The sequence below is a fragment of the Pseudomonas putida genome (assembly GCF_001941965.1).
GTDB lineage: Bacteria > Pseudomonadota > Gammaproteobacteria > Pseudomonadales > Pseudomonadaceae > Aquipseudomonas > Aquipseudomonas putida_L.
Genome location: NZ_MKZO01000067.1, coordinates 156,286 through 176,918, shown reverse-complemented (window position 1 = coordinate 176,918; position 20,633 = coordinate 156,286). Strand labels below are relative to the sequence as shown.

Below are 20,633 nucleotides of genomic sequence, written 5' to 3'. Positions count from 1 at the left end.
GAATGCAACGGCCTCGGTGTCTCCAGGCCGTTGCGAGATTGGTTGGCGGATGAGACGGTCTCAGCGAGGTTCCGAATCAGGGGTCGCGGTTTCGGCGAACTCGGCAATCCAGGAGGCGACCATCGCTTCCGGGTAGTTACGATGGAAATGCCTTCTCCAAGGATAGGCACTCTGGCCTGAACTATCTTTGAGCTTGATTTTGCTGGTATCACAGATGAACTTCGCCGGGTTCCCGACCACCACAGTGTTGGCGGCAACATCTTTGCCAACTGAGCTGTGAGCGCCTACCAGCGCGCCAGATTTCACCGTCACGCCCGGCAGGACAACCGACATGGTTGCCACGACAGCATAGTCCTCAATGGTCGCACCAAGCATTACATTGCTTGGTGGATGAGGGTCATTCGTCAGTACCACGTAAGGGAAAATCCAGACATAGTTGCCGATTGTGGAGTGTTGGCCGATATGCACATTGCTATGAAACTTGACGTGCTCGCCAATTTCGCAATGCCCCTGGATATCCGACAGTGTTCCAATTTGAAACCCTTCGCCCGCGACAGTTTTTTCTCGGACTGTAACTCGGTGGCCGGTGGACAGCTGCTTGCCAAACGTCGATCCTTCATAAAACACGCTGTGCGAACGAATCACCGCGTCCTCGCCGATGACAAGAGGCTTGCCGTCGGCGAGTGCAGATGGCACACCGATTTCGCAATGTGAGCCGATCTGGGTGCCGTCGCCGATTACCACATTGCCATGGACGATGGTGTAGGGGCCGATGCTGACGCCCTTGCCGATCTTTGCGTTTTCGTCGATTAAGGCTGTTGAATGAATCATGCCTGCCTTCATTGGTTTATTGGTTACAGGGAAGGTTGAGATCAGTATTTGTAGAAACCGTGGCCAGTCTTGCGGCCAAGCCTATTCGCTCTAACCATCTTTCTCAGCAGCGGATGAGCGCGATACTTGGGGTCTCCCGTTTCATTATGGAGGGTTTCCATGATGGAGAGATTGACATCGTTGCCGATCAGGTCTGCCAATGCCAAAGGACCGATGGGATGGTTGGCACCGAACTTCATTGCCTTGTCGATTTCTTCCGCCGTGGCGACACCTTCTGCAAGTATGCCAATAGCCTCATTGATCATTGGTATCAGCATTCGATTTACGATGAAGCCGGGCGCTTCATTTACCAAGACAGGTTCTTTGCCGAGTGACTTGGCGAAGTCGAATGCCCAATCAATGGTTTTGCGAGAGGTTGCAAGCCCAGCAATGATCTCGGTCAGCCTCATGACGGGTGCAGGGTTGAAGAAATGCAGGCCTACCAAGTTTTCTGGATAAGGGCAGAGCGAGGCGAGTTCCGTGATGGACAACGATGAGGTGTTCGATGCGAGAATCATGTTCTCCGTCGCCACTTGGGCCAGGCCCGAAAAGATAGCCCTTTTGGCTGCCATGTTTTCAGCAATTGCCTCGATCACAAGATGAGAGTCGGCAATCTGTTCGTAGTGCTGAATAACCCGGATTTTCTCCGCGTAATTGCTTGCCAGTGCTGAATCCAGACGCCCTTTCCGGACCTGCAGGCTCCATAGGTTGTCTAGGGACGACGCGGCATTCTCAACGTTGAGAGCTTCCCTACCCATCCAGCGAATGCAGTCCACATGGTCGGATTGTGCCAGGACCTGAACTATCCCTTTGCCCATGACACCTGTTCCGATCACTGTGACGCAGGCGCGTCCCTGGTTACCATTCACCGTATGCAGCTCCCTGTCCGAGTCGAAAAATTGCTGCATCATAATCAATAAACCGATTTTTATACAGGACACACTTCGGCCGGATCCGACGGCGGTGAACCTCTCCGATAGCCGGGCGTTGGCTTGGATGGGACACGCACCAATTGCATTTATGTATGCAAACTTGCATTATGCATCCCATGCAAAAGCGCAATGTAGCCCTCGTTCTCAAATCACTGCTGGAACGCCACGGAATCTCCGCCACGGAGCTGCACCGTCGCACCGGCGTGCCTCAATCCACCCTGTCGCGGATTCTCAGCGAGAAGATCGTCGATCCTTCGGACAAACACGTGTCGAAGATCGCCGAGTACTTCGGCGTGAGTACCGACCAGTTGCGTGGCCGTGCCGACCTGGGTGACAGCCGCATGGCCGAGCGCGAGCCCGATCATGACGAGTTGCGTGATATCAGCCTGTGGGACGATGAAACCCCCGTCGAGGACGACGAGGTGTCCGTTCCTTTTCTTCGTGAGGTCGAGTTGGCAGCAGGATCAGGAAGATTCGTCATCGAGGAAAGCGAGCGCGCCCGCCTGCGCTTCGGCAAGCGCAGCCTGCGTCACAATGGTGTGCAGTTCGACCAGGCCAAATGCGTGACGGTACGCGGCAACAGCATGTTCCCGGTACTGCGCGACGGCGCCACGGTGGGGGTCAACACGGGCAAGTGCTCGATCGGCGACATCATCGATGGTGACCTCTACGCCATCAACCACAATGGCCAACTGCGCGTGAAGCAACTCTACCGACTGCCCACCGGCATCCGTCTGCGCAGCTTCAACCGCGACGAGCACCCCGACGAGGACTACAGCTTCCAGCAGATGCAGGAAGAGCAGATCGCGATCCTCGGCCATGTGTTCTGGTGGGGCATGTTCGCCCGCTGACCACCTCCCGTCTTAATCGAAAACCCGCCTCGGCGGGTTTTTTTTCGTCTGCTGAAAAGTGCTGCACGCCAATGCCTGCAAGGCCTTGATGCATTAATGCAAATCCGCTAATGCAAGTATTTCCAAAAATGCATTGACTGTATATGCATCCATGCATAAAGTTCGTCTCAAGCCGGTCAGACGCCGGCGGCGAGAAAGGCAGCGATGAACAGGCCTCGACTGTTCAGAGGGTTGGCAACTGACCCGGGTGTGCAGCGTAAAGCACCAGAAGCAGTTATCCGGCGGGCAGGTGGCCGCGGTCGGAGTCAACAACTTGAAGCGGAGATGTCCAGCGCACCAGCAGTGGCGGGCATTTCAACGACGCATTACTGAAAAGCCCAGGACGTGCTCCCGGGCTTTTTGGAATGCCGAGTAACCACTCGGTCCCATTCCCCGTTCGGCCCGACGCTGTGCGGGAAGTAGAAAGGAGGCAGGACCGTGACAAGCGAGCAACAGACGTTGCTGGAAATGCCGATCTGGCTGGTGATTGTCCTGGCGCTGCTGGGCGGGGTCTCCGGCGAGATGTGGCGAGCGGACAAGGCAGGCGCCCGAGGCGGCGCCCTGCTCAGGCGATTGGCGCTGCGCTCGGGGGCCTGCATGGTCTGCGGCGTGTCCACCGTGATGCTGCTGTATGCCAGCGGCCTCTCGATGTGGGCGGCCAGTGCCCTGGGCTGCCTGACCGCCGTCGGCGGTGCGGACATCACCATGGGGCTTTATGAGCGCTGGGCGATCAAGCGCCTCGGGCTGGGCACTGACAGCAAGGAGAGATCATGAGCGACCTCAATGCACTGCATCAGGCCATCAGCGCAAGCATCGAAGCGGCGATGCCGCAACTGGCCACCGTCGGCAGCTATGCCGTCGTGCAACAGGAAACACCGCTGCCCGCGTTGTTTCACGGCATCGTCGATCTGAAACCGGGCATCGATCCCGGTGATGGTCATTCCCGGGTCGTGGCCACGTTCGAAGCGCGCATCAGTACCGATGGCAGTCGGGCACAAGCGCCACTGGAAACGGTGACCCTGGCAGCACAACTGATGGTGCTGCTGCGCAAGCAGTACTGGGGCATCGATTTCGTCGAGGAAGCCATTGGCATCCAGGCCGTGCCGACGACCACCTCCTCATCGACCTGGACGGTGCAGTGGCAACAGGCACTGCATCTGGGCGAGGCGCAATGGCCCTGGCCGAACCAGCCACCGGGAACCCTGGTATTGGCCTTCGACCCGGATGCCGGGCCGGGGCATGAAAGCGACTACAAGGCCCCGGAGGATTTTGCATGAGCTACGTCAGTTCGATGCACGACCGCATGATCGCCGGCCTGCTGATTCCCTGCCGGGTAGTGGCGGTCGACCTGGCTGCCGCCCGGGTCCGGGTGTCCGACGGCGCCGGCTGGACCAGCGCCTGGGTGCGCTGGCACAGCCAGGCCGCCGGCAAGGCCCGGCACTGGCGGGCACCGAGCCTGGACGAGCAGGGCATGCTGGTCAGTCCTAGCGGCGAGCCGGCCCAGGGCACCTTTATCCCTGGTCTTTATGGCAACGCCGGCAGTGCACCGGACAACCGCGAGCACGTCGAAGTCTGGCGTTTCGACGATGGCGGCTCGCTGGTCTACGACTGGCAGGCCAGTACCTACAGCATCGATCTGCCCCGCGGCAGCATCACCCTCAAGGTCGGCGGCAGCACGCTGACGGCCACCCCCGACTCCATCACGCTGACCGCTGGCAGCCTGACCTTGAATGGTCCGGTGCAGATCAATGGTGCATTGGAGGTGACGGGAAACATTCATGGCGGCGGCACGATCATCGATACCGCAGGCAATACGCCGAACCACAAACACTGAAGCCCGCCCGTTGCGGGTTTTTTCATGCCAGGGAGGAACGCCATGGCGCCCACGAAAAAGCACTTCGCACCCGGTGTCCGCGCCGCAGTGCACAACCCCAATCAAGCGAAGGAGTAGCGCCATGATCGGAATGGATCGCCGCTCCGGTCAGCCACTTTCCGGTCTCGCCCACCTGCGCCAGTCCATCGAGGACATCCTCACCACCCCGCTGGGTAGCCGGCGCATGCGTCCTGACTACGGCAGCAAGCTGCGCCGCTTCGTCGACCTTCCCGTCAATGAAGGCTGGAAAAGTGCGGTGCAGGCCGAAGTCGCACGCTCCCTGGTGCGCTGGGAACCGCGTCTGAAACTGGAACGGGTCCGGGTCACGGCGGTGGTGGACGGGCAGATCAGCCTGCAGCTCACCGGGCAATACCTGGGTGACAGCCAGATCCTGGAGGTGACGGCATGAGTATCGTGAACCTTTCGGCGCTACCCGCGCCGCAGGTGCTGGAGGACCTGGATTTCGAGGATATCTTCCAGGCTGACCTGGAGGCCTTCAGGTCGCACATGGGCGACAGCTGGACCGCGCAACTGGAAAGCGACCCGGTGACCAAGCTGCTGGAAGTCGGCGCCTATCGCACTCTGCTCAACCGGGCACGGGTCAACGATGCGGCCAAGGCGCTGCTGCTGGCGTATGCCAAAGGCAGTGATCTGGACCAGTTGGCCGCCAACGTGCAACTGCAACGCCTGGTAGTGCGTGCCGCTGACCCGAGCACCGTGCCACCGACCGAGCAGGTACTGGAAGAAGACGACGCCCTGCGCGAGCGTATCGAACTGGTCTATGAAGGACTGACCACGGCAGGCCCGCGCAACAGCTACATCCTGCATGCCCGTAACGCCTCCGGCCAGGTCGCCGATGCCACGGCGGAAAGCCCGTCGCCGGCGGTGGTGGATGTGACGGTGCTGAGCTTCGATAACGACGGTGTTGCCAGTCCGGAGTTGCTGGCGCAGGTCGCGGCCTACCTCAATGACGACGAAGTACGTCCGGTGGCGGATCGCCTGACGGTGCGCAGCGCCGAGATCCTGCCTTATACGATCGACGCGGTACTGCACATGGCCAGTAACGGGCCGGAAACCGAGGCGACCCTGGTCGAGTGCCGGCGCCGGTTGCAGGCCTGGATCAATCCGCGGCGACGCCTTGGTGTTGAGGTTGCGCGCTCGGGCATCGATGCCCAACTGCATATCAGCGGTGTCGCCCGGGTCGAGCTGATCGGCTGGCAGGACATTCGCCCGAGCAAGGGCCAGGCTGCCTGGTGTACGGGGTTCAACGTGATTGCGGGAGGCTGAAATGACTAGCCTTCTACCACTTAACAGCACCTTGCTGGAGCGAGCGCTCGAAGACGCTTCGGCAGAGGTGACCGAGATCCCCCTGCGCACCCTGTACAACCCCGACACCTGCCCCGCGCACCTGCTGCACCAACTGGCACTGAGCTGGTCGGTGGACCGCTGGGACGAGAACTGGTCGGAGTCGGTCAAGCGCGCGGTGATTCGCGGCTCCTTCGGGGTACATGCTCGCAAGGGCACCCTCGGCGCCTTGCGCCGCGTGGTCGAGCCCTTTGGTTACCTGATCGAAGTTGCCGAATGGTTCAACACCGTACCGCAGGGCGTGCCGGGTACTTTCGCGCTGAAGATCGGTGTTTCCGAGTCCGGCATCAGCGAAGAGACCTACGACGAACTGACCGCCCTGATCGACGATGCGCGGCCCGTCAGTCGCCATCTGATCGGCCTCGCCATCACCCTCGACAGCAAGGGCTACCTGCGCACCGCCATCGGACTCAGCGAAGGCGATGCCATCGACATTTATCCGCCTGCCTTGCGCGATATCGAGGTTCGCGGCAACCACGGCTTCATCGGCCGTGACCATCAAATCGAAACCCTGGACGTTTACTCATGACTGACCAGAACAGCCAGTTCTTCGCGATCCTCACTGCGGTGGGGGAGGCCAAGCAGGCCAACGCGAATGCCTTGGGCGTGCCCTGGACCTTCGCCCAGATGGGCGTGGGCGATGCCAACAACACCGATCCGGTGCCTTCGCGCACCCAGACCAAACTGATCAACGAGCGCCGCCGGGCGCCACTCAACCAGCTTTCGGTGGACCCGAAGGATGCCAGCATCATTATCGCCGAGCAGGTGATTCCGCCGGATGTCGGTGGCTGGTGGATCCGCGAGATCGGCCTCTATGACGCTGCCGGTGACCTGGTCGCAGTGGCCAACTGTGCGCCGAGCTACAAGCCGCTGCTGGCGCAGGGGACCGGCAAGACCCAAGTGGTGCGGTTGAACCTGGTGGTGACCAGTACTGCGAATGTGCAACTGAAGATTGACCCGGCGGTGGTGCTGGCGACGCGGGAATATGTAGACGCCGCGATCGTGAGCGTTCTGCCGAAGAACAAGGTGGCTGGTGCTTACACGAAGGTAATTGTTGATGAGCGTGGAGTTGTGCAGCAGGGATCGAACCCGACAACTATTGCCGGCATCGGTGTTCAAGACGTTTACACAAAGGCGTCCGTTGATTACTTGCTGACTCTGAAATCTAACGCTCTGGACGTTTATTCCAAGGCTTTAGTCGATTCCGCTCTGTCTTTGAAATCGAACGTTCTGGACGTTTATTCCAAGGCCGCAGTCGATTCCAGCCTGTCCTTGAAGGCAAATAGCGCCAATACTCTTGCAGGCTACGGAATAACAGACGCATTTGCGAAAAATGAAGTTTATAGTGCGCTGAATGCCAAGTCGAATAAGGCTACTACACTCGCAGGTTACGGTATCAGTGATGCCATTCCCAACCTGAATCCGTTGCCGGGTGGTAGTTATGACTTACATGGGACCAACTATGCTTTTGTCAGTTCTCCACTAGAATCGAGCGCCTGTCAAAATATTTACTGGGATGGCCAGAATTGGCAGAAGCATAACGCGACAGTGCCGGCGGCCACCCTTAGCGTAACGGGGGGGCACGTGTACGTTCGAACCTGGCCCGCAGGTTCCACGGGCGGTCAGAATTACAACGTGTCGGAAGTTGTAGACAGAAGCATGGAGGCGACGGTCCCCGACCTTGATGCTGGCACCACACCGGCAAAGTGGGTCAGTGTTGCGGGGCTGGCGTACTATGTTGCGTCCAAGGCGAAGGCAGCTACAGAAGCAGTAGTTGGGATGTGCCGATTCGCCACGTATGCTGAAGTTGTTAGCGGTGCTTCGGGTCATATTGCTGTGCCCCCCGCTTACTTGGTTGGTGGCTTTAGTTCGAGCTTTACTCCTGACGTCGGTTATATCAAGCTGCCGCAGTGGTTGGGCGGATTCATGATACAGTGGTCCTATAGTGAAGAGTCGGGATCCTATACGGACTACCGGCACTTTCCTGTGCCATTTAACTCTGTGTTTGGTGCCTGGTTGCAGCTTTCTTATCAGACTGTCAACGGGTTTGGAGGGAGTTATGGAACCATTGTTCAAGTGGTGGATGTTACCAAGTATCTGTGGTCGGCCGGTGGAACATTCGGCGGCGGTGGCAAGGGTTGGATTCTGGCGTTAGGTCGGTGACTAGTATGGGAAGAATGATGCTGTTTAGCGTTTCTACAGAGTGCTTTTATGATCCGAAAATCCATGAGCAAATACCGGATGATGCAATAGAAGTTACGCTGGAAGAATTTCAGCAACTTTCTACTGAGCGAAACGCTGGCAAGCGAATCGTATACGAAGGCGGCAAGCTGCTTGTCATGGAGCGCGAGCCTGTTGTTTTGTCCCAAGAAGAAATCGAGGCGAAGGAGCGGGTGTGGCGTGACAGTGCCATCGCTGATGCTCAATGGCTGCGTGATCGTCATCGTGACGAATTGGAACTGGGGCTGACCACTACCCTCACTGCGGAGCGTTTCACCGAACTCCTGGTGTATCTACAAGCGCTACGCGACTGGCCTCAGTCTGCAAGTTTTCCTGAGATCGAGGAGAGGCCGGTTTCGCTTCCCTGGATGCTAAAGCAACCCCTCTGATGCCCCGCTCTGACGGGCATTTTCTTTTTTGTTGTATCCCTGGCCCCGCATTGACGGGGCCTTCTCATTTCTGGAGATAAACACATGAGTGGATTCTTCCACGGCGTCACCGTTACCAACGTCGACACCGGTGCGCGCAGCATCGCGCTGCCGTCTTCTTCCATCATCGGCCTGGTCGACACCTTCACCGAAGGCCCGACCGCCACGGCCAAGGCCAACGACCTGGTGCTGATCACCAGCGAGCGTGAAGCCATCGCCGCGTTCGGCGCCGATGCGGCCATCACCAAGGCCTGCCAGGCCGTCTTCGCCCGGTCCAAGGCGGTCATCGTCGCCTGTGGTGTGGCCAAGCTGACCGACGCCGCCGAGCAGACCTCGGCGATCATCGGCGGCGTCGAGGCTGACGGCAAGCGTACCGGCCTGCAGGCGCTGCTCGACGGCAAGAGCCGTTTCAATGCCCAGCCACGCCTGCTGGTGACCCCGAAACACAGCGCCACCCAGGCCGTCGGCACCGCCCTGGTGGCCCTGGCCGACAAGCTGCGCGGCCTGGCCATCATCGACGGCCCGGGCACCACCGATGAGGCCGCCCTGGCCTATGCGGAAAACTTCGGCGCCAAGCGCGCGTTCATGGTCGATCCGGGCGTGAAGTACTGGGACACCGGCGCCGACGCCACCGTCGATGCACCGGCCTCGGCCTGGGTCGCCGGTCTGTTCGCCTGGACCGACAACGAGTACGGCTTCTGGGCCTCGCCATCGAACAAGGAATTCGTCGGCATCACCGGCACCACCCGTGCCGTGGAGTTCCTCGACGGCGACGAGACCTGCCGGGCCAACCTGCTGAACAACGCCAACATCACCACCATCATCCGCGACGACGGCTTCCGCCTGTGGGGCAACCGCACCCTGTCCAGCGATCCGAAATGGGCCTTCGTCACCCGCGTGCGGACCCTGGACATCGTTATGGACGCGATCCTCTACGGCCACAAATGGGCGGTGGACCGCTCGATCACCGCGACCTACGTCAAGGACGTGACCGAGGGCCTGGAGAACTTCATGCGCGACCTGAAGGCCCAGGGCGCAATCATCAATTTCGAGGTCTACGCCGACCCGGACCTGAACACCGCCAGCCAGCTGGAGCAGGGCAAGGTCTACTGGAACATCCGCTTCACCGACGTACCGCCTGCCGAAAACCCCAACTTCCGTGTCGAGGTCACCAACCAGTGGTTGACCGAAGTCCTCGACCAAGCCGCTTAAGGAGAAATACACATGGCAATGATTCCGCAAACCCTGGCCAACCTGAACCTGTTCGTCGATGGCGTCAGTTTCCAGGGCAACGTCAGCAGCCTGACCCTGCCGAAGCTGTCGGTCAAACTCGCCGAGCAGCGCTTCGGCGGTATGGACACACCGGTCGATATCGACCAGGGCCTGGAGAAAATGACCGCCGAGTTCGCCACTGCCGGCGTCCGCCCGGAGTCGCTGAAGTTCTTCGGCCTGGCTGACAACTCGGCCTTCAACGGTACCTTCCGCGGTGCCTTCAAGGGCCTGAAAGGTGCGGTCACCCCGGTAGTGGTCACTCTGCGCGGCACCTTGACCGCGGTGGAGATGGGTGAGTGGAAGACCGCCAGTGAAAGCGCGGTCAAGCACACCGTTTCCCTGACCTACTACAAGCTCGAGATCGACGGTCGGCTGATGTACGAGATCGACCCGCTGGGCATGAAGCGGGTGATCAACGGCGTTGACCAGCTCATCGCCCAACGTACCGCCCTCGGCCTCTGACACAAGGACAAAGCTCGTATGAAGCAAGCAACGAAAGTACCCGCCTGGCTGACCGTCAGCGCGGACCGCGTGATGGTCAAGCTCAGCCGTGCCACCGAGGCCAACGGCGTGCAGGTCGACAGCCTGTCGCTGCGTGCGCCGACCGTACGTGACCTGCGTGCCGCGCAATCGGGGAGCGCCGACGACGAAACCCGGGAGCTGAACCTGTTCGCTTCGCTCGCCGAAGTCGGCGTAAAGGATCTGGAGGGTCTCGCCCTGAAGGACTACAGCCGTCTGCAGTCCGGCTATTTTCGCTTGGTGCAAGACGACGAGCTTTGATCCCTCAAGGCAGAAGGCGGCAGCGAAGCGGCTCGCGAAAGAGCTGAACTTCTCTGCCGCCGAGATCATGACCATGTCGTACGCCGACATGGTCTGGTGGCTCACCGAGTGAGCCGGGTTTGCGCGCAGGGAGGAATATATGGCGGGCGAACTGAAAGTCGAAACAAGGATTGGCAGCGCTGTCGATCCATCCGTAGGACAGGCGTTCAGTCAGACTGAACAGCAGGTCAGGCAATTCGAGGGCTTTGCCCAGCGAATTGGCGAGGCTCTGCGGCAGATCAATCAGGCCGCGTCACCACTCGCCGAGCACAACGGAGCCAATGACACCGTCGCGGTTCCGGGATCGATATGGCTATTGGCAATAGGCGATATCAGCAAGTACCTGAGCGAAGTGCCGCCCAAGCTTGACGACCTGATCAAGGCTACGGTCGGATTGGGCAAAACGATGGAGACGCTCCACAGCGACAGCGCCAATGGAGGACTCGCCGATCAGACGCCAGGTGGCATCATTTCCAGCGCTTCGAAGTCAGCGAGCAAGGTCGTGGACAGGACCATCGCCAATTTCGCGCAATACGAAGCGAAGGTCGAAAAGCTTGTTGCCAATGGTCAAAAGGACGCCAACTTGCGGCCTGCCGACACCAAGGCCATTGAGGTGCTGGCGAATGACATCTACGAAGAAACAGGGATGAGCCTGCTCGACGCCGTCGGACTGCTTACACGCATGTTCGAATCAGGGATGGACTTGCCCACGATAAAGGACCAAGGCCTTCAGGCCGCGCGGGTTGTCGCCGGACAGCAAATGGGGAGCGCGGTGGCTTCCGACCTGTTCTGGGCCTTGAACACGGGTAAGGTCGATCAGGCGGACCTGTCCGCTGTGCTGAATACGGTAATTGGCCAAGCGGGGCAAGGATCACTCGGCCTGGAGTCTTCGGCCAAGGCGCTGAGCCAGCTTTTGCCTCAAGTTGGCAGCGGCGGTAAGGACGACGTGATTCGCTTGTCTGCAATCATCCAGACCGAGTCCAGCAAAGGCGGCAGTTTCTACGAGGTGCTGAACAGAGCGAAGGCAAGTTTCCTGGAGTACAGGCGTAATGGTTCGACCGTAGAGCCTGGCTCGGAAGCGTACGGAGAGAAGCTTGTGCCGTCCCCGGGTGTGCGCCCTGCGGACCATATCAGCATTGATCTGGCGAAGCGCAGGGAGACCTTGGCATCACAGTTGGAAACGCGTGAGTCTTCCGAAGAGCGCTTGTCGATAGTCACGGGTGATGCATTGTCACCTGTCGTGTCGGGATGGACAGAATGGATGACGCTGGCCACGGACGCCCTCAGCGACGTCGTGGACACGTTCAGTGGGGCAGTGACGGTCCTGGGCGGAGTTGCATTGGGTGGGTTTGGTCTAGTGAAGGGACTGGGGGCCATCGGCAAGGCAAAGCTCGTGGTAGATGCCACCAAGGCCCTGGCCAATCCGGCAGGCGCCGAACCCGCCGGCAAAGGCGGGATCTGGTCACGAATCAAGCTCACGGCCGGCAGGCTGATGGGCGCCGTGCCCGACGTCGAGGGGCCACCTCGTCCCCCGGCAGCCGGCGGATTTCTGCGACGTCTTGTGGAGTCCCGCTATTTCAAGCCACTGGGGGTGGCCGGGGCTCTATTGCCAGCTGGATTCAAGGCTGTCGACACGATGGAAAACGCCACGACCTTCAAAGAGAAGGCCCAAGGCTACGGCGAAGCCATCGGCATGGCGATCGGTGGCGTGGGCGGAACGTTAGGGGGAGCGGCAGCCGGCTTAGCGTTGGGGCCGGCGGGCGCTTTGGCTGGCTCTATCACTTTCGGTGCTCTTGGTCACCTTGTCGGCGGGGGGCTTGGCAAGTTGATCGGTGGCGTGATCGGCGACCTTTGGGGCGACGACAGCGAGGATGTCACTGAAGGCACGCCACAGGCGTCGGGTTCGCCGTCCGGAGCCGGTGCGAAAACTCCCGGTCAGCCCTCGGGACTGGGGCTTGAACTCTGGCTGCTGAAACATTTGCTGGGGGTAGGGGGTAATGCCTCCATGCCCGAGGCAGGCGCCTCTGTCCTTGAGATAGGGGGACCTGGCGATGCAATCAGCCTGACGCGGGAAGGTCTTGGGGCTCTGCGCAGCGAGCCCTCGCTACTGGCCCACCCTGTGGCAAATGCTCCCGGAGGCGAGGTGGTTCGTTCCTTGCTCGGTGAGACCCCGGCGGAAACTGTACTTCCCGAAAAGGGCTCGGCATCGGCGTTGGCGATCGCGAGTGCGGCGCCGCAGCATTTCGCAGTTACGCCCAACATCGATATCAATGTCCAAGGGATTCTCACTGACCCTCTGGAGCTGGTTCGCGTTCTGCAGCCGGAAATCCAGCGCATGTTCACGGGCCTCGCGGCCCAGGCGAACACCAGTGGTCAGTTGTTTGACCGAATGGACGAAACCCATGGCTACGTCTGAGGAATATCCATGTCCTACATGGAATCAATGCAATCCAGCCTGCGCTCGCTGGTAGCGGCGGGCGAAGCCGGGCGGCGCAGCGCCGATGAAATGCTGGGGCCCTTGAATGGCGCCGTCAGCGATATCACCGGTGCGGCCACCGAGCTGGAAAATCTGCCCTTTGTGGGCGAAGTCATCGGCAAGAAGCTGCAGCGCACCATGCGCGCCATCGAGGTGGCGCAGTCGACGGTGGGTATGGTTGCCGCCAAGTACAACCAGGCCGTGTCGGTGATCGGTGAAGTCGAGAGCCGCATGGAAACCTTTTCCGAGCAGGCGGGCAAGGCGGCGGCGGCTATCAACCGTATCGCCGGCAAGATCAGCCCTTCGCTGGGCTCGATCTTGCCGACCGGAGCGTTCGCCCCACCGACCACGCCCGCCGAGGAAGCAGTCAAACCCTACCCGCACCTGATGATCCTGCAGCCACTGCAGATCGCTCAGGAGGCGTTTTACTTCAACCTTGACACGGTGGCCTTTAACCAACTGAAGCGGACCAACGCCTATACCTGGGCCGCACAGGAGCGTCTGTCGCGCAGCAAGGCGCAACAGGCGGTCGGCCTGGGCGACGACAAGATCACCCTCGATGGCGTGGTCTTTCCTACCTTCAGGGCCGGCATCGGCCAGTTGCAGCGCTTGCGCAGCATCGCCGAGCAACTCAAGCCACTGACCTTGACCACGGGCTACGGCGAGGTGCTGGGCAACTGGTGTCTGACCAGCATCACCGAAACCCAGGAGGCGCTGATGGCAGGCGGTATACCCGGAAGACAAACCTTCACCTTGGAGCTCGTGAGTTATGGCGACGATATGTCGAACGTCTGAAGGCGATTCGCTCGATACCCTGTGCCAGCACTACTACGGCCATCTTAAGGGCAGTGTCGAAGTCGTGCTGGATGCCAACCAGGGCCTGGCCGACGAGGCCCAGCCGTTTCGAGCCGGGGTGCTGATCAGGCTACCGGAGTTATCCGCGACCGCCGATGCCACGGTGCTCCTGTGGGATTGACCGACTGCTTGCATTTTCAGGCCCCGCCCAGTGCGGGGCCTTTCTTTTCTGGAGCCTGAACATGCAACCTGTGTTTCGCATCATCGCCGATGGCAAGGACATCACCGCGTTGGTCAACGATCGTGTACTGCTGTTGCGCACGACCGACAAGACCGGCATGGAGTCGGACGACTTCGAATTGAAGCTCGATGACCGTGACGGCGCACTGGCCTTGCCGGCACGTGGTGCCCTGCTCGAAGTGTTCCTCGGCTACGCGGGTCAGGAGCTGACCAGGCTGGGCCTCTACACGGTGGATCAGATCGATCTCTCCGGCCCGGCCTCGACCATGGAGATTCGCGGCAAGGCCGCCGACATGCGCGGCACCGGCAAGACCATCCGCAGTGACAGCTGGGAGAACGTGCCGCTGCAGCAGATCGTCCGCGACATCGCCGCGCGCAATGGTTGGCAGCCGCAGTGCCCGGTGACGACGGTCATCCCGCGTGTCGACCAGCGTGACGAGTCTGACTTCAACTTCCTGACCCGCATCGCCATTCAATACGGCTGCACCGCGAAGATTGCTGACGGTGCGCTGCTGGTGCTGCCACGCCAGGGCGGCAAGAGTGCCAGTGGCCAGGCTCTGGGAGTGGTCAGCATAGGCCTGCGGGATGTCCGGCGCTGGAAGTTTCACCTGCAGGACCGTGGCACGGTCAAGGCGGTCAAGGCCCGTCATCAGGATCCCGCGACCGGCCAGCAGAAGGAGGTCCAGACGGAAAACCAGAACGGCCCGCCGGATGTGAGCGCGGTGTTCACGATGCGTCATGTCTACCCCAATCAATCAGCCGCCGAACAGGCCGCGAAGGCTCGTATGGAGGCTTTCAAGCGCAGCACTGCCACGGTGTACCTGGAAATGGCCGGACGCACCGACTTGTTCGCCGAGCGCATGCTCAATGTCCAAGGCATCAAGGAAGGGCTCGACGGCGACTACCTGATCGATACCGTGACCCAGACCTTCACTGCCAGCGGCTGGGACACCACCGTCCAGTGCAACGGTACCAACCAGGGCAAGTCCACGGCGAAGACGCAGAAAACCAAGCAAGCCAAACCGCTCAAGGCCGAGCAAAGCGAGGGCCGGAAATGAATCTGACCGAAGCCGAACTGTTCCGCATCTACCCCAACGCCCGCGCTTCAGCGGGCGTTTTCGTTGCACCGCTGAATGCCGCCATGGCCCACTGGTCCATCGACACGCCCCGCCGCATGGCCACCTTTCTCGCCCAGATCGGTCACGAGTCCGGTCAATTGCGCTACGTGAAAGAGTTGGGCTCGGCCCAGTACCTGTCACGTTATGACACCGGCACCCTGGCCCAGCGCCTGGGCAACACCCCCGAGGCCGATGGCGATGGCCAACTGTACTGCGGTCGTGGCCTGATCCAGATCACCGGCCGCAACAACTACCGCGCCTGCAGCATGGCGCTGTTCCAGGACGAACGCCTGCTGGCGCGTCCGCAGATGCTCGAAGAACCCCAGTGGGCAACTGAATCGGCGGCCTGGTTCTGGCATTCGCGCGGGCTTAACCAACTGGCCGACCTGGGCGAGTTCAACCGCATCACCCGGCATATCAATGGCGGCCTCAACGGGCTGGAGGACCGTCTCAAGCTCTGGGCCCGCGCCCGGGAGGTGCTGTGTTGAGCCGCGCCCGCCTGATCGCCCTGGCTCTGCTGGTGCTGGCGGCCTGCGCGTTGACCTGGCAGGTCCAGGCCTGGCGTCATGAACGGGCCATGGCCTTGCGCGAGCGCGAATACGCCCGCGAGCGCCAGCAACAGGCCGAGACCTTTGCCGCGCAGCTGCAGGATCAGCAGAGCCATCGCCTGGTCCTCGAACAACGCCTCCAGTCCGCCGACCAGACCCATTCCCGGGAGCTTATCGATGCCCAACAGACTCAGGCTCGCCTGCGCGACCGCCTGGCTACTGCCGATCTGCGGTTGTCAGTCCTCCTCGCCAGCGACACCGACTCCACCGCTGTGCCTGCCACCGCCGGCGCCGGCAGCGTGGTTCATGACCCCCCGCGAGCCCGACTTGACCCGGCGCATGCTCGACGAATTGTCGCCATCGTCGGCGACGGCGACGAGGGACTGATCGCCTTGCGCGCCTGTCAGGCCTACGTGCGCGCACTGGTGTTCTGAGTGGTGTAGGGTAGGGCGGTTTTTGCCAAGGAGCTCGCCATGGACCCGATCACCGTTCTTTCCACCCGCCTGGGGGAACATCTGCGCCGTTTCAATGCCCAAGTGACCACCGCCGAGTCCTGCACCGGTGGCGGCATTGCCGAAGCCATCACCCGCATCCCCGGCAGCTCGGCCTGGTTCGAGGCCGGCTACGTGACCTATTCCAACGCGCAGAAGACCCGGCAGTTGCAGGTGCCGGAGGCGTTGTTCGGCCAGGTCGGTGCGGTCAGCCAGGAAGTGGTCGAGGCCATGGTCCGTGGCGCCCGGGCGGCCAGCGGTGCACGCTTCGCCGTGGCGGTCAGCGGTGTAGCCGGGCCCGACGGCGGTTCGCCGGCCAAGCCGGTGGGCACCGTGTGGCTGGCCTGGGCCGACGGCGAGCATGTTTCCAGCGAGCGCCGGCACTTCGACGGCGACCGCGAAGCGGTGCGCCGACAAACGGTAATCGCCGCGCTAGAGGGCTTGTTACACCTTGGTGCGGAGTAATTCACGAATCGGGGGTAGGCGGAAATAAAAGCCTGTGGAATAATACTGGCTACTTATACAGTTGTTTCTGGCCGTCAGGCCCTATCGATTACGTGAGGACTTCAATGGACGACAACAAGAAGCGTGCCTTGGCTGCGGCCCTGGGTCAGATCGAACGTCAATTCGGTAAAGGCGCGGTCATGCGCATGGGCGACCACGAGCGCCAGGCAATCCCGGCCATCTCCACCGGCTCCCTGGGCCTGGACATCGCCCTCGGCATCGGCGGCCTGCCAAAAGGCCGTATCGTCGAGATCTACGGCCCTGAGTCGTCCGGTAAAACCACCATGACCCTGTCGGTCATCGCCCAGGCCCAGAAAGCCGGCGCCACCTGCGCCTTCGTCGACGCCGAGCACGCGCTCGATCCCGAGTACGCCGGCAAGCTGGGCGTCAACGTCGACGACCTGCTGGTCTCGCAGCCGGACACCGGTGAGCAGGCCCTGGAAATCACCGACATGCTGGTGCGCTCCAACGCCGTCGACGTGATCATCGTCGACTCCGTGGCAGCCCTGGTGCCAAAAGCCGAGATCGAAGGCGAGATGGGCGACATGCACGTCGGCCTGCAGGCCCGCCTGATGTCCCAGGCCCTGCGCAAGATCACCGGCAACATCAAGAACGCCAACTGCCTGGTCATCTTCATCAACCAGATCCGCATGAAGATCGGCGTGATGTTCGGCAGCCCGGAAACCACCACCGGTGGTAACGCCCTGAAGTTCTACGCTTCGGTTCGTCTGGACATCCGCCGCACCGGCGCGGTGAAGGAAGGCGACGAAGTGGTCGGCAGCGAAACCCGCGTCAAGATCGTCAAGAACAAGGTCGCGCCTCCGTTCCGTCAGGCCGAGTTCCAGATCCTCTACGGCAAGGGTATCTACCGCAACGGCGAGATCATCGACCTGGGCGTGCTGCACGGCCTGCTGGAGAAATCCGGCGCCTGGTACAGCTACCAGGGCAGCAAAATCGGTCAGGGCAAGGCCAACTCGGCCAAGTTCCTCGCCGAGAACCCGGAAATCGCCGAAACCCTCGAGAAGCAGATCCGCGAAAAACTGCTGAACCCGGGTGCCGTTGATGCTGCTGGCAAAGCCGCCGCAGAAAACGAATCTGCGGAAGATCTGGCTGACGCTGACGCCGACTTCTGAGCCCGCGCATGTCCGTTGTACTCGACACCCCCGTCGCCGTAAGGCGGACAGCCATGGACCTGCTCGCACGCCGCGAGCATGGTCGAGCCGAGCTGACGCGCAAGTTGCGTCAGCGCGGCGCCTCTCCTGAAATGATCGAGCACGAACTCGACCGCCTGGCGGACGAGGGGCTGCTGAGCGAAGCCCGTTATCTGGAAAGCTACATCAGCTCCCGCGCACGCTCGGGCTATGGCCCGTCGCGTATTCGCGAGGAACTGACCCAACGTGGTCTGCCCCGTGGTGATGTGGAACAAGCGCTGCGTGAAGCCGATATCGATTGGCAGGCGCAGCTGGCGGATGTCTGGCGACGCAAGTTTGCCGGGCAACTACCGGGGGACCCGCGTGAGCGGGCCAAGCAGACCCGCTTCCTGGTCTATCGCGGTTTTTCCATGGAGAGGGTCGGCCGCCTGCTGAGCGGCCGAAGCCTGGACGATTGAACGCGCTCAGGTGACCTTGACCGGTTGCCGGGCGCGTTGTGCCGTTGGTGCGGGAGACTGCGGTGTTTCGCGGTTTTCCGGCAGGTTGATGAAATCCACCAGTTCCCGCAAGCGGCCCTGATCGCGGCCATTGAAAGCAAACACCAGACGATGCAGATGGCTGAAGCGGGCCTCATCCTGTTCCGGGCCCGAGTAGGCGTGCTGGCTGAAATCGCCGCTCAGGCGCAGATCGGCGAACGCCTCCTGCATGTCCTGCAGCGCTGCTTCGCTCAACGGATGCTGCATCCGCATGACGAACTGGTTTTTCAGCCAGCGGCTGGAGTGATAGTTGGCGTAGAACTGGTTGATCTCGGCCACGGCTTCCTCGGCGCTGTGCACCAGGCGCACCAGCTTCATGTCGCTGGGCAGGATGTAGCGGTTCTCCTCCAGTTGCCGCTTGATAAACGCCAGGGCGTCCTGCCAGAAGCTGCCACCGGGGGCATCCAGCAGCACCACCGGCACCAGCGGGCTTTTGCCGGTCTGGATCAGGGTCAGGACTTCCAGCGCCTCGTCCAGGGTGCCGAAGCCGCCCGGGCAGAGCACCAGGCCATCGGCTTCCTTGACGAAGAACAGCTTGCGGATGAAGAAGAAGTGGAAGGGCAACAGCTTGTCCGTGCCATCCACCGTGGCATTGGCGTGCTGCTCGAAGGGCAGGGTGATGTTGAAGCCCAGGCTGTTATCCACCCCGGCACCTTCGTGGGCCGCGGCCATGATGCCGCCGCCGGCACCGGTGATGACCATCAGGTTCGAGCGGGCGAGGGTGGCGCCCAGCTCCCGGGCCAGGGCGTACATGGGGTGTTCGACCGGCGTGCGCGCCGAACCGAATACCGTGACCTTGCGCCGTCCCTTGTACTGTTCCATCACCCGGAAGGCGTGGTCGAGTTCGCGCAGGGCCTGCAGGGTGATCTTGGCGTTCCAGCGGTTGCTGTCGTCGTGGGCCATGCGCAGCACGGTGAGCATCATGTCCCGGTACAGCGGCAGGTTGGGGCTGTCGGCGGCGACCAGGTGCAGTTGCTGGTCAATGTGGTCGAGGTCGATCCCCAGGTTCTTGAAGTGGCTGGCTAGCAGCTCGTTGGATAGATAAGGCATGCAAACGTCTCCTTTCTGCAGCAAAAGCTGATCCCTTGGTGTTTTCGTTCTAGGGATGTTGTCGCGGCACGGACGGGGCGCGGACAGCCTCCTTTGTCTGTCCGGAATCTGAAAGGTGTTTGTAATCAATCTAGACCCTGCCGTGCGTTTGCGCTTCGTTGAGCATGTGCGCATAACGTCATGACAGATCGTCGTTTTATTCGCTTTCGAGCTGTGTGGCGCGCCGCTCGTCAGATCGGATCCAAGTGCGCTTTTGCTCTGTTTTACTGAAACGTAGCGATGCGCGGCTCAGGGAGGCTGCATATGCACCGGGTCAGTCTTGAGGTCGATAGCCAGCTGTTCCGGCTTTTGCAAAATGCGGCTCAGGCCAACAACCTGAGCGTCGAGGAGGAATGCCTGCGTCGGCTTGCAGGCGGCGAGCGGCGATCGCGTTATCTGCAGGCGCTGGTCGCTGAGTTGCGCGCCGATGAAGAGCAGCGGCGCGAAAGCAGTCGCCTGATGTAGTTACTTTTTCTTGCCGTTGATGCCGCAGCTCTGGGCGTTGAAGTTCTCCACCGCCACCGGGCGATTGGTCTTGTACTCGGTGAACTGGTAGGTCAGCACCGCGCCCCGGGCCAGCAACTGGCGGTAGCCGGTGTTGGTGCAAACGCTGGCACCCAGTTGGTCACGCACCTTGTCAGGGTTGGCGCGCATCTGCTGGGCGTGGCTGGCGCGCACGCTCAGGTGGTTGATCAGTTGTGGCCCCTGGACGGTATAGCCCTGGTCGAGGATGTCCTCGTTGATGGCGCGCGGAGTACCGGCGCTGCTGTCCTTGGCGACCTTCTCCAGCATCTGGGTCAGTTCGTATTCCTGCTTGGACGCGGCATTGGCAGCCAGCGGCAGAACCAGCAGCAGGCTCAGGGTAGGGGCGATGAAACGCAGCATTCACTTCTCCAGATTCGGTAACTGGCGCTTTGACCCGCATCCGTACGCCGTGTTCCGTCACGAGCGCAGTCATTCGCAACCATCGATAAGCCAGCGATTATAGTGGAGCAGGAGATTTCCCTGCACGGTAA

The 20,633-nt window shown here is 61.2% G+C and carries 26 protein-coding genes; 22 read left to right on the top strand and 4 right to left on the bottom strand.

The genetic code is table 11. The features are described from left to right. Positions 1–60: 60 nt before the first annotated feature. Positions 61–831, bottom strand: a complete 771-nt coding sequence (locus PSEMO_RS28370; RefSeq protein ID WP_178392070.1) for an acyltransferase — start codon at positions 829–831, stop codon at positions 61–63. A 41-nt stretch (positions 832–872) separates the two neighbouring features. Then, on the bottom strand, positions 873–1,781 hold the full coding sequence (locus PSEMO_RS28365; protein ID WP_256721247.1) for a 3-hydroxyacyl-CoA dehydrogenase family protein: 909 nt from the start codon (positions 1,779–1,781) through the stop codon (positions 873–875). Positions 1,782–1,918: 137 nt separating this feature from the next. Here PSEMO_RS28365 and PSEMO_RS28360 point away from each other — a divergent pair, with 137 nt between their 5' ends. The 21 genes from PSEMO_RS28360 (at position 1,919) to recX (ending at position 18,450) form a co-directional block, all read left to right on the top strand. Further along, the gene (locus tag PSEMO_RS28360) at positions 1,919–2,653 is read left to right on the top strand and encodes a LexA family transcriptional regulator (protein WP_075806297.1); all 735 of its coding nucleotides are present in this window, start codon (positions 1,919–1,921) and stop codon (positions 2,651–2,653) included. 477 nt (positions 2,654–3,130) lie between these two features. Next, positions 3,131–3,466 carry a phage holin family protein gene (locus PSEMO_RS28355; protein WP_075806186.1) on the top strand — a complete coding sequence of 112 codons (336 nt, stop codon included), beginning with the start codon at positions 3,131–3,133 and terminating at the stop codon, positions 3,464–3,466. After that, complete coding sequence (locus tag PSEMO_RS28350) at positions 3,463–3,969, top strand: hypothetical protein (RefSeq protein ID WP_075806185.1); 507 nt, start codon at positions 3,463–3,465, stop codon at positions 3,967–3,969. Before PSEMO_RS28355 ends, PSEMO_RS28350 begins: the two co-directional genes overlap by 4 nt. Next, complete coding sequence (locus tag PSEMO_RS28345; RefSeq protein WP_075806184.1) at positions 3,966–4,526, top strand: phage baseplate assembly protein V; 561 nt, start codon at positions 3,966–3,968, stop codon at positions 4,524–4,526. Before PSEMO_RS28350 ends, PSEMO_RS28345 begins: the two co-directional genes overlap by 4 nt. 121 nt (positions 4,527–4,647) lie before the next feature. Next, the gene (locus tag PSEMO_RS28340) at positions 4,648–4,974 is read left to right on the top strand and encodes a GPW/gp25 family protein (RefSeq protein WP_075806183.1); all 327 of its coding nucleotides are present in this window, start codon (positions 4,648–4,650) and stop codon (positions 4,972–4,974) included. Beyond that, positions 4,971–5,852, top strand: coding sequence for a baseplate assembly protein (locus tag PSEMO_RS28335; RefSeq protein WP_075806182.1), 882 nt, complete (start codon positions 4,971–4,973; stop codon positions 5,850–5,852). The genes PSEMO_RS28340 and PSEMO_RS28335 overlap by 4 nt, the downstream gene beginning before the upstream one ends. Before the next feature lies 1 nt (position 5,853). Beyond that, complete coding sequence (locus PSEMO_RS28330; protein WP_075806181.1) at positions 5,854–6,459, top strand: phage tail protein I; 606 nt, start codon at positions 5,854–5,856, stop codon at positions 6,457–6,459. Beyond that, the gene (locus tag PSEMO_RS33955) at positions 6,456–8,093 is read left to right on the top strand and encodes a phage tail protein (RefSeq protein ID WP_081430352.1); all 1,638 of its coding nucleotides are present in this window, start codon (positions 6,456–6,458) and stop codon (positions 8,091–8,093) included. The genes PSEMO_RS28330 and PSEMO_RS33955 overlap by 4 nt, the downstream gene beginning before the upstream one ends. Before the next feature lie 17 nt (positions 8,094–8,110). Then, positions 8,111–8,539: a phage tail assembly chaperone gene (locus PSEMO_RS28320; protein WP_178392069.1), complete on the top strand. Its 429-nt coding sequence runs from the start codon at positions 8,111–8,113 to the stop codon at positions 8,537–8,539. 84 nt (positions 8,540–8,623) lie between these two features. After that, the gene (locus PSEMO_RS28315; protein ID WP_075806179.1) at positions 8,624–9,790 is read left to right on the top strand and encodes a phage tail sheath subtilisin-like domain-containing protein; all 1,167 of its coding nucleotides are present in this window, start codon (positions 8,624–8,626) and stop codon (positions 9,788–9,790) included. A 12-nt stretch (positions 9,791–9,802) separates the two neighbouring features. Further along, positions 9,803–10,312 carry a phage major tail tube protein gene (locus tag PSEMO_RS28310; RefSeq protein WP_075806178.1) on the top strand — a complete coding sequence of 170 codons (510 nt, stop codon included), beginning with the start codon at positions 9,803–9,805 and terminating at the stop codon, positions 10,310–10,312. An 18-nt stretch (positions 10,313–10,330) separates the two neighbouring features. After that, positions 10,331–10,630 (top strand): phage tail assembly protein, encoded by a 300-nt coding sequence (locus tag PSEMO_RS28305; protein WP_075806177.1) that lies wholly within the window; start codon positions 10,331–10,333, stop codon positions 10,628–10,630. A 139-nt stretch (positions 10,631–10,769) separates the two neighbouring features. Beyond that, positions 10,770–13,085, top strand: a complete 2,316-nt coding sequence (locus PSEMO_RS28300; protein WP_075806176.1) for a hypothetical protein — start codon at positions 10,770–10,772, stop codon at positions 13,083–13,085. Between the two features lie 9 nt (positions 13,086–13,094). Further along, positions 13,095–13,940: a phage tail protein gene (locus tag PSEMO_RS28295; protein WP_075806175.1), complete on the top strand. Its 846-nt coding sequence runs from the start codon at positions 13,095–13,097 to the stop codon at positions 13,938–13,940. After that, the gene (locus PSEMO_RS28290; protein ID WP_075806174.1) at positions 13,915–14,121 is read left to right on the top strand and encodes a tail protein X; all 207 of its coding nucleotides are present in this window, start codon (positions 13,915–13,917) and stop codon (positions 14,119–14,121) included. Before PSEMO_RS28295 ends, PSEMO_RS28290 begins: the two co-directional genes overlap by 26 nt. A gap of 61 nt (positions 14,122–14,182) precedes the next feature. Beyond that, positions 14,183–15,238 carry a phage late control D family protein gene (locus PSEMO_RS28285; RefSeq protein WP_075806173.1) on the top strand — a complete coding sequence of 352 codons (1,056 nt, stop codon included), beginning with the start codon at positions 14,183–14,185 and terminating at the stop codon, positions 15,236–15,238. After that, positions 15,235–15,786 carry a glycoside hydrolase family 19 protein gene (locus PSEMO_RS28280; protein WP_075806172.1) on the top strand — a complete coding sequence of 184 codons (552 nt, stop codon included), beginning with the start codon at positions 15,235–15,237 and terminating at the stop codon, positions 15,784–15,786. Before PSEMO_RS28285 ends, PSEMO_RS28280 begins: the two co-directional genes overlap by 4 nt. After that, the gene (locus tag PSEMO_RS28275) at positions 15,783–16,280 is read left to right on the top strand and encodes a lysis system i-spanin subunit Rz (protein WP_075806171.1); all 498 of its coding nucleotides are present in this window, start codon (positions 15,783–15,785) and stop codon (positions 16,278–16,280) included. Before PSEMO_RS28280 ends, PSEMO_RS28275 begins: the two co-directional genes overlap by 4 nt. Before the next feature lie 39 nt (positions 16,281–16,319). After that, positions 16,320–16,802, top strand: a complete 483-nt coding sequence (locus PSEMO_RS28270; protein WP_075806170.1) for a CinA family protein — start codon at positions 16,320–16,322, stop codon at positions 16,800–16,802. A gap of 104 nt (positions 16,803–16,906) precedes the next feature. After that, positions 16,907–17,974 (top strand): recombinase RecA, encoded by a 1,068-nt coding sequence (gene recA / locus PSEMO_RS28265; RefSeq protein WP_075806169.1) that lies wholly within the window; start codon positions 16,907–16,909, stop codon positions 17,972–17,974. A gap of 8 nt (positions 17,975–17,982) precedes the next feature. Further along, positions 17,983–18,450: a recombination regulator RecX gene (recX, locus tag PSEMO_RS28260; protein ID WP_075806168.1), complete on the top strand. Its 468-nt coding sequence runs from the start codon at positions 17,983–17,985 to the stop codon at positions 18,448–18,450. Between the two features lie 6 nt (positions 18,451–18,456). Here the strand turns inward: recX and PSEMO_RS28255 are convergent, their stop codons facing one another. Next, the gene (locus PSEMO_RS28255) at positions 18,457–19,578 is read right to left on the bottom strand and encodes an LOG family protein (protein ID WP_075806167.1); all 1,122 of its coding nucleotides are present in this window, start codon (positions 19,576–19,578) and stop codon (positions 18,457–18,459) included. A gap of 303 nt (positions 19,579–19,881) precedes the next feature. Between PSEMO_RS28255 and PSEMO_RS28250 the strand changes: the two genes are divergently transcribed. Beyond that, the gene (locus PSEMO_RS28250) at positions 19,882–20,082 is read left to right on the top strand and encodes a hypothetical protein (protein ID WP_075806166.1); all 201 of its coding nucleotides are present in this window, start codon (positions 19,882–19,884) and stop codon (positions 20,080–20,082) included. On the opposite strand, the gene PSEMO_RS28245 is transcribed toward PSEMO_RS28250, so the two are convergent. After that, positions 20,083–20,502: a quorum-sensing-regulated virulence factor family protein gene (locus PSEMO_RS28245; protein WP_075806165.1), complete on the bottom strand. Its 420-nt coding sequence runs from the start codon at positions 20,500–20,502 to the stop codon at positions 20,083–20,085. It lies immediately after the preceding gene. Positions 20,503–20,633: the final 131 nt, after the last annotated feature.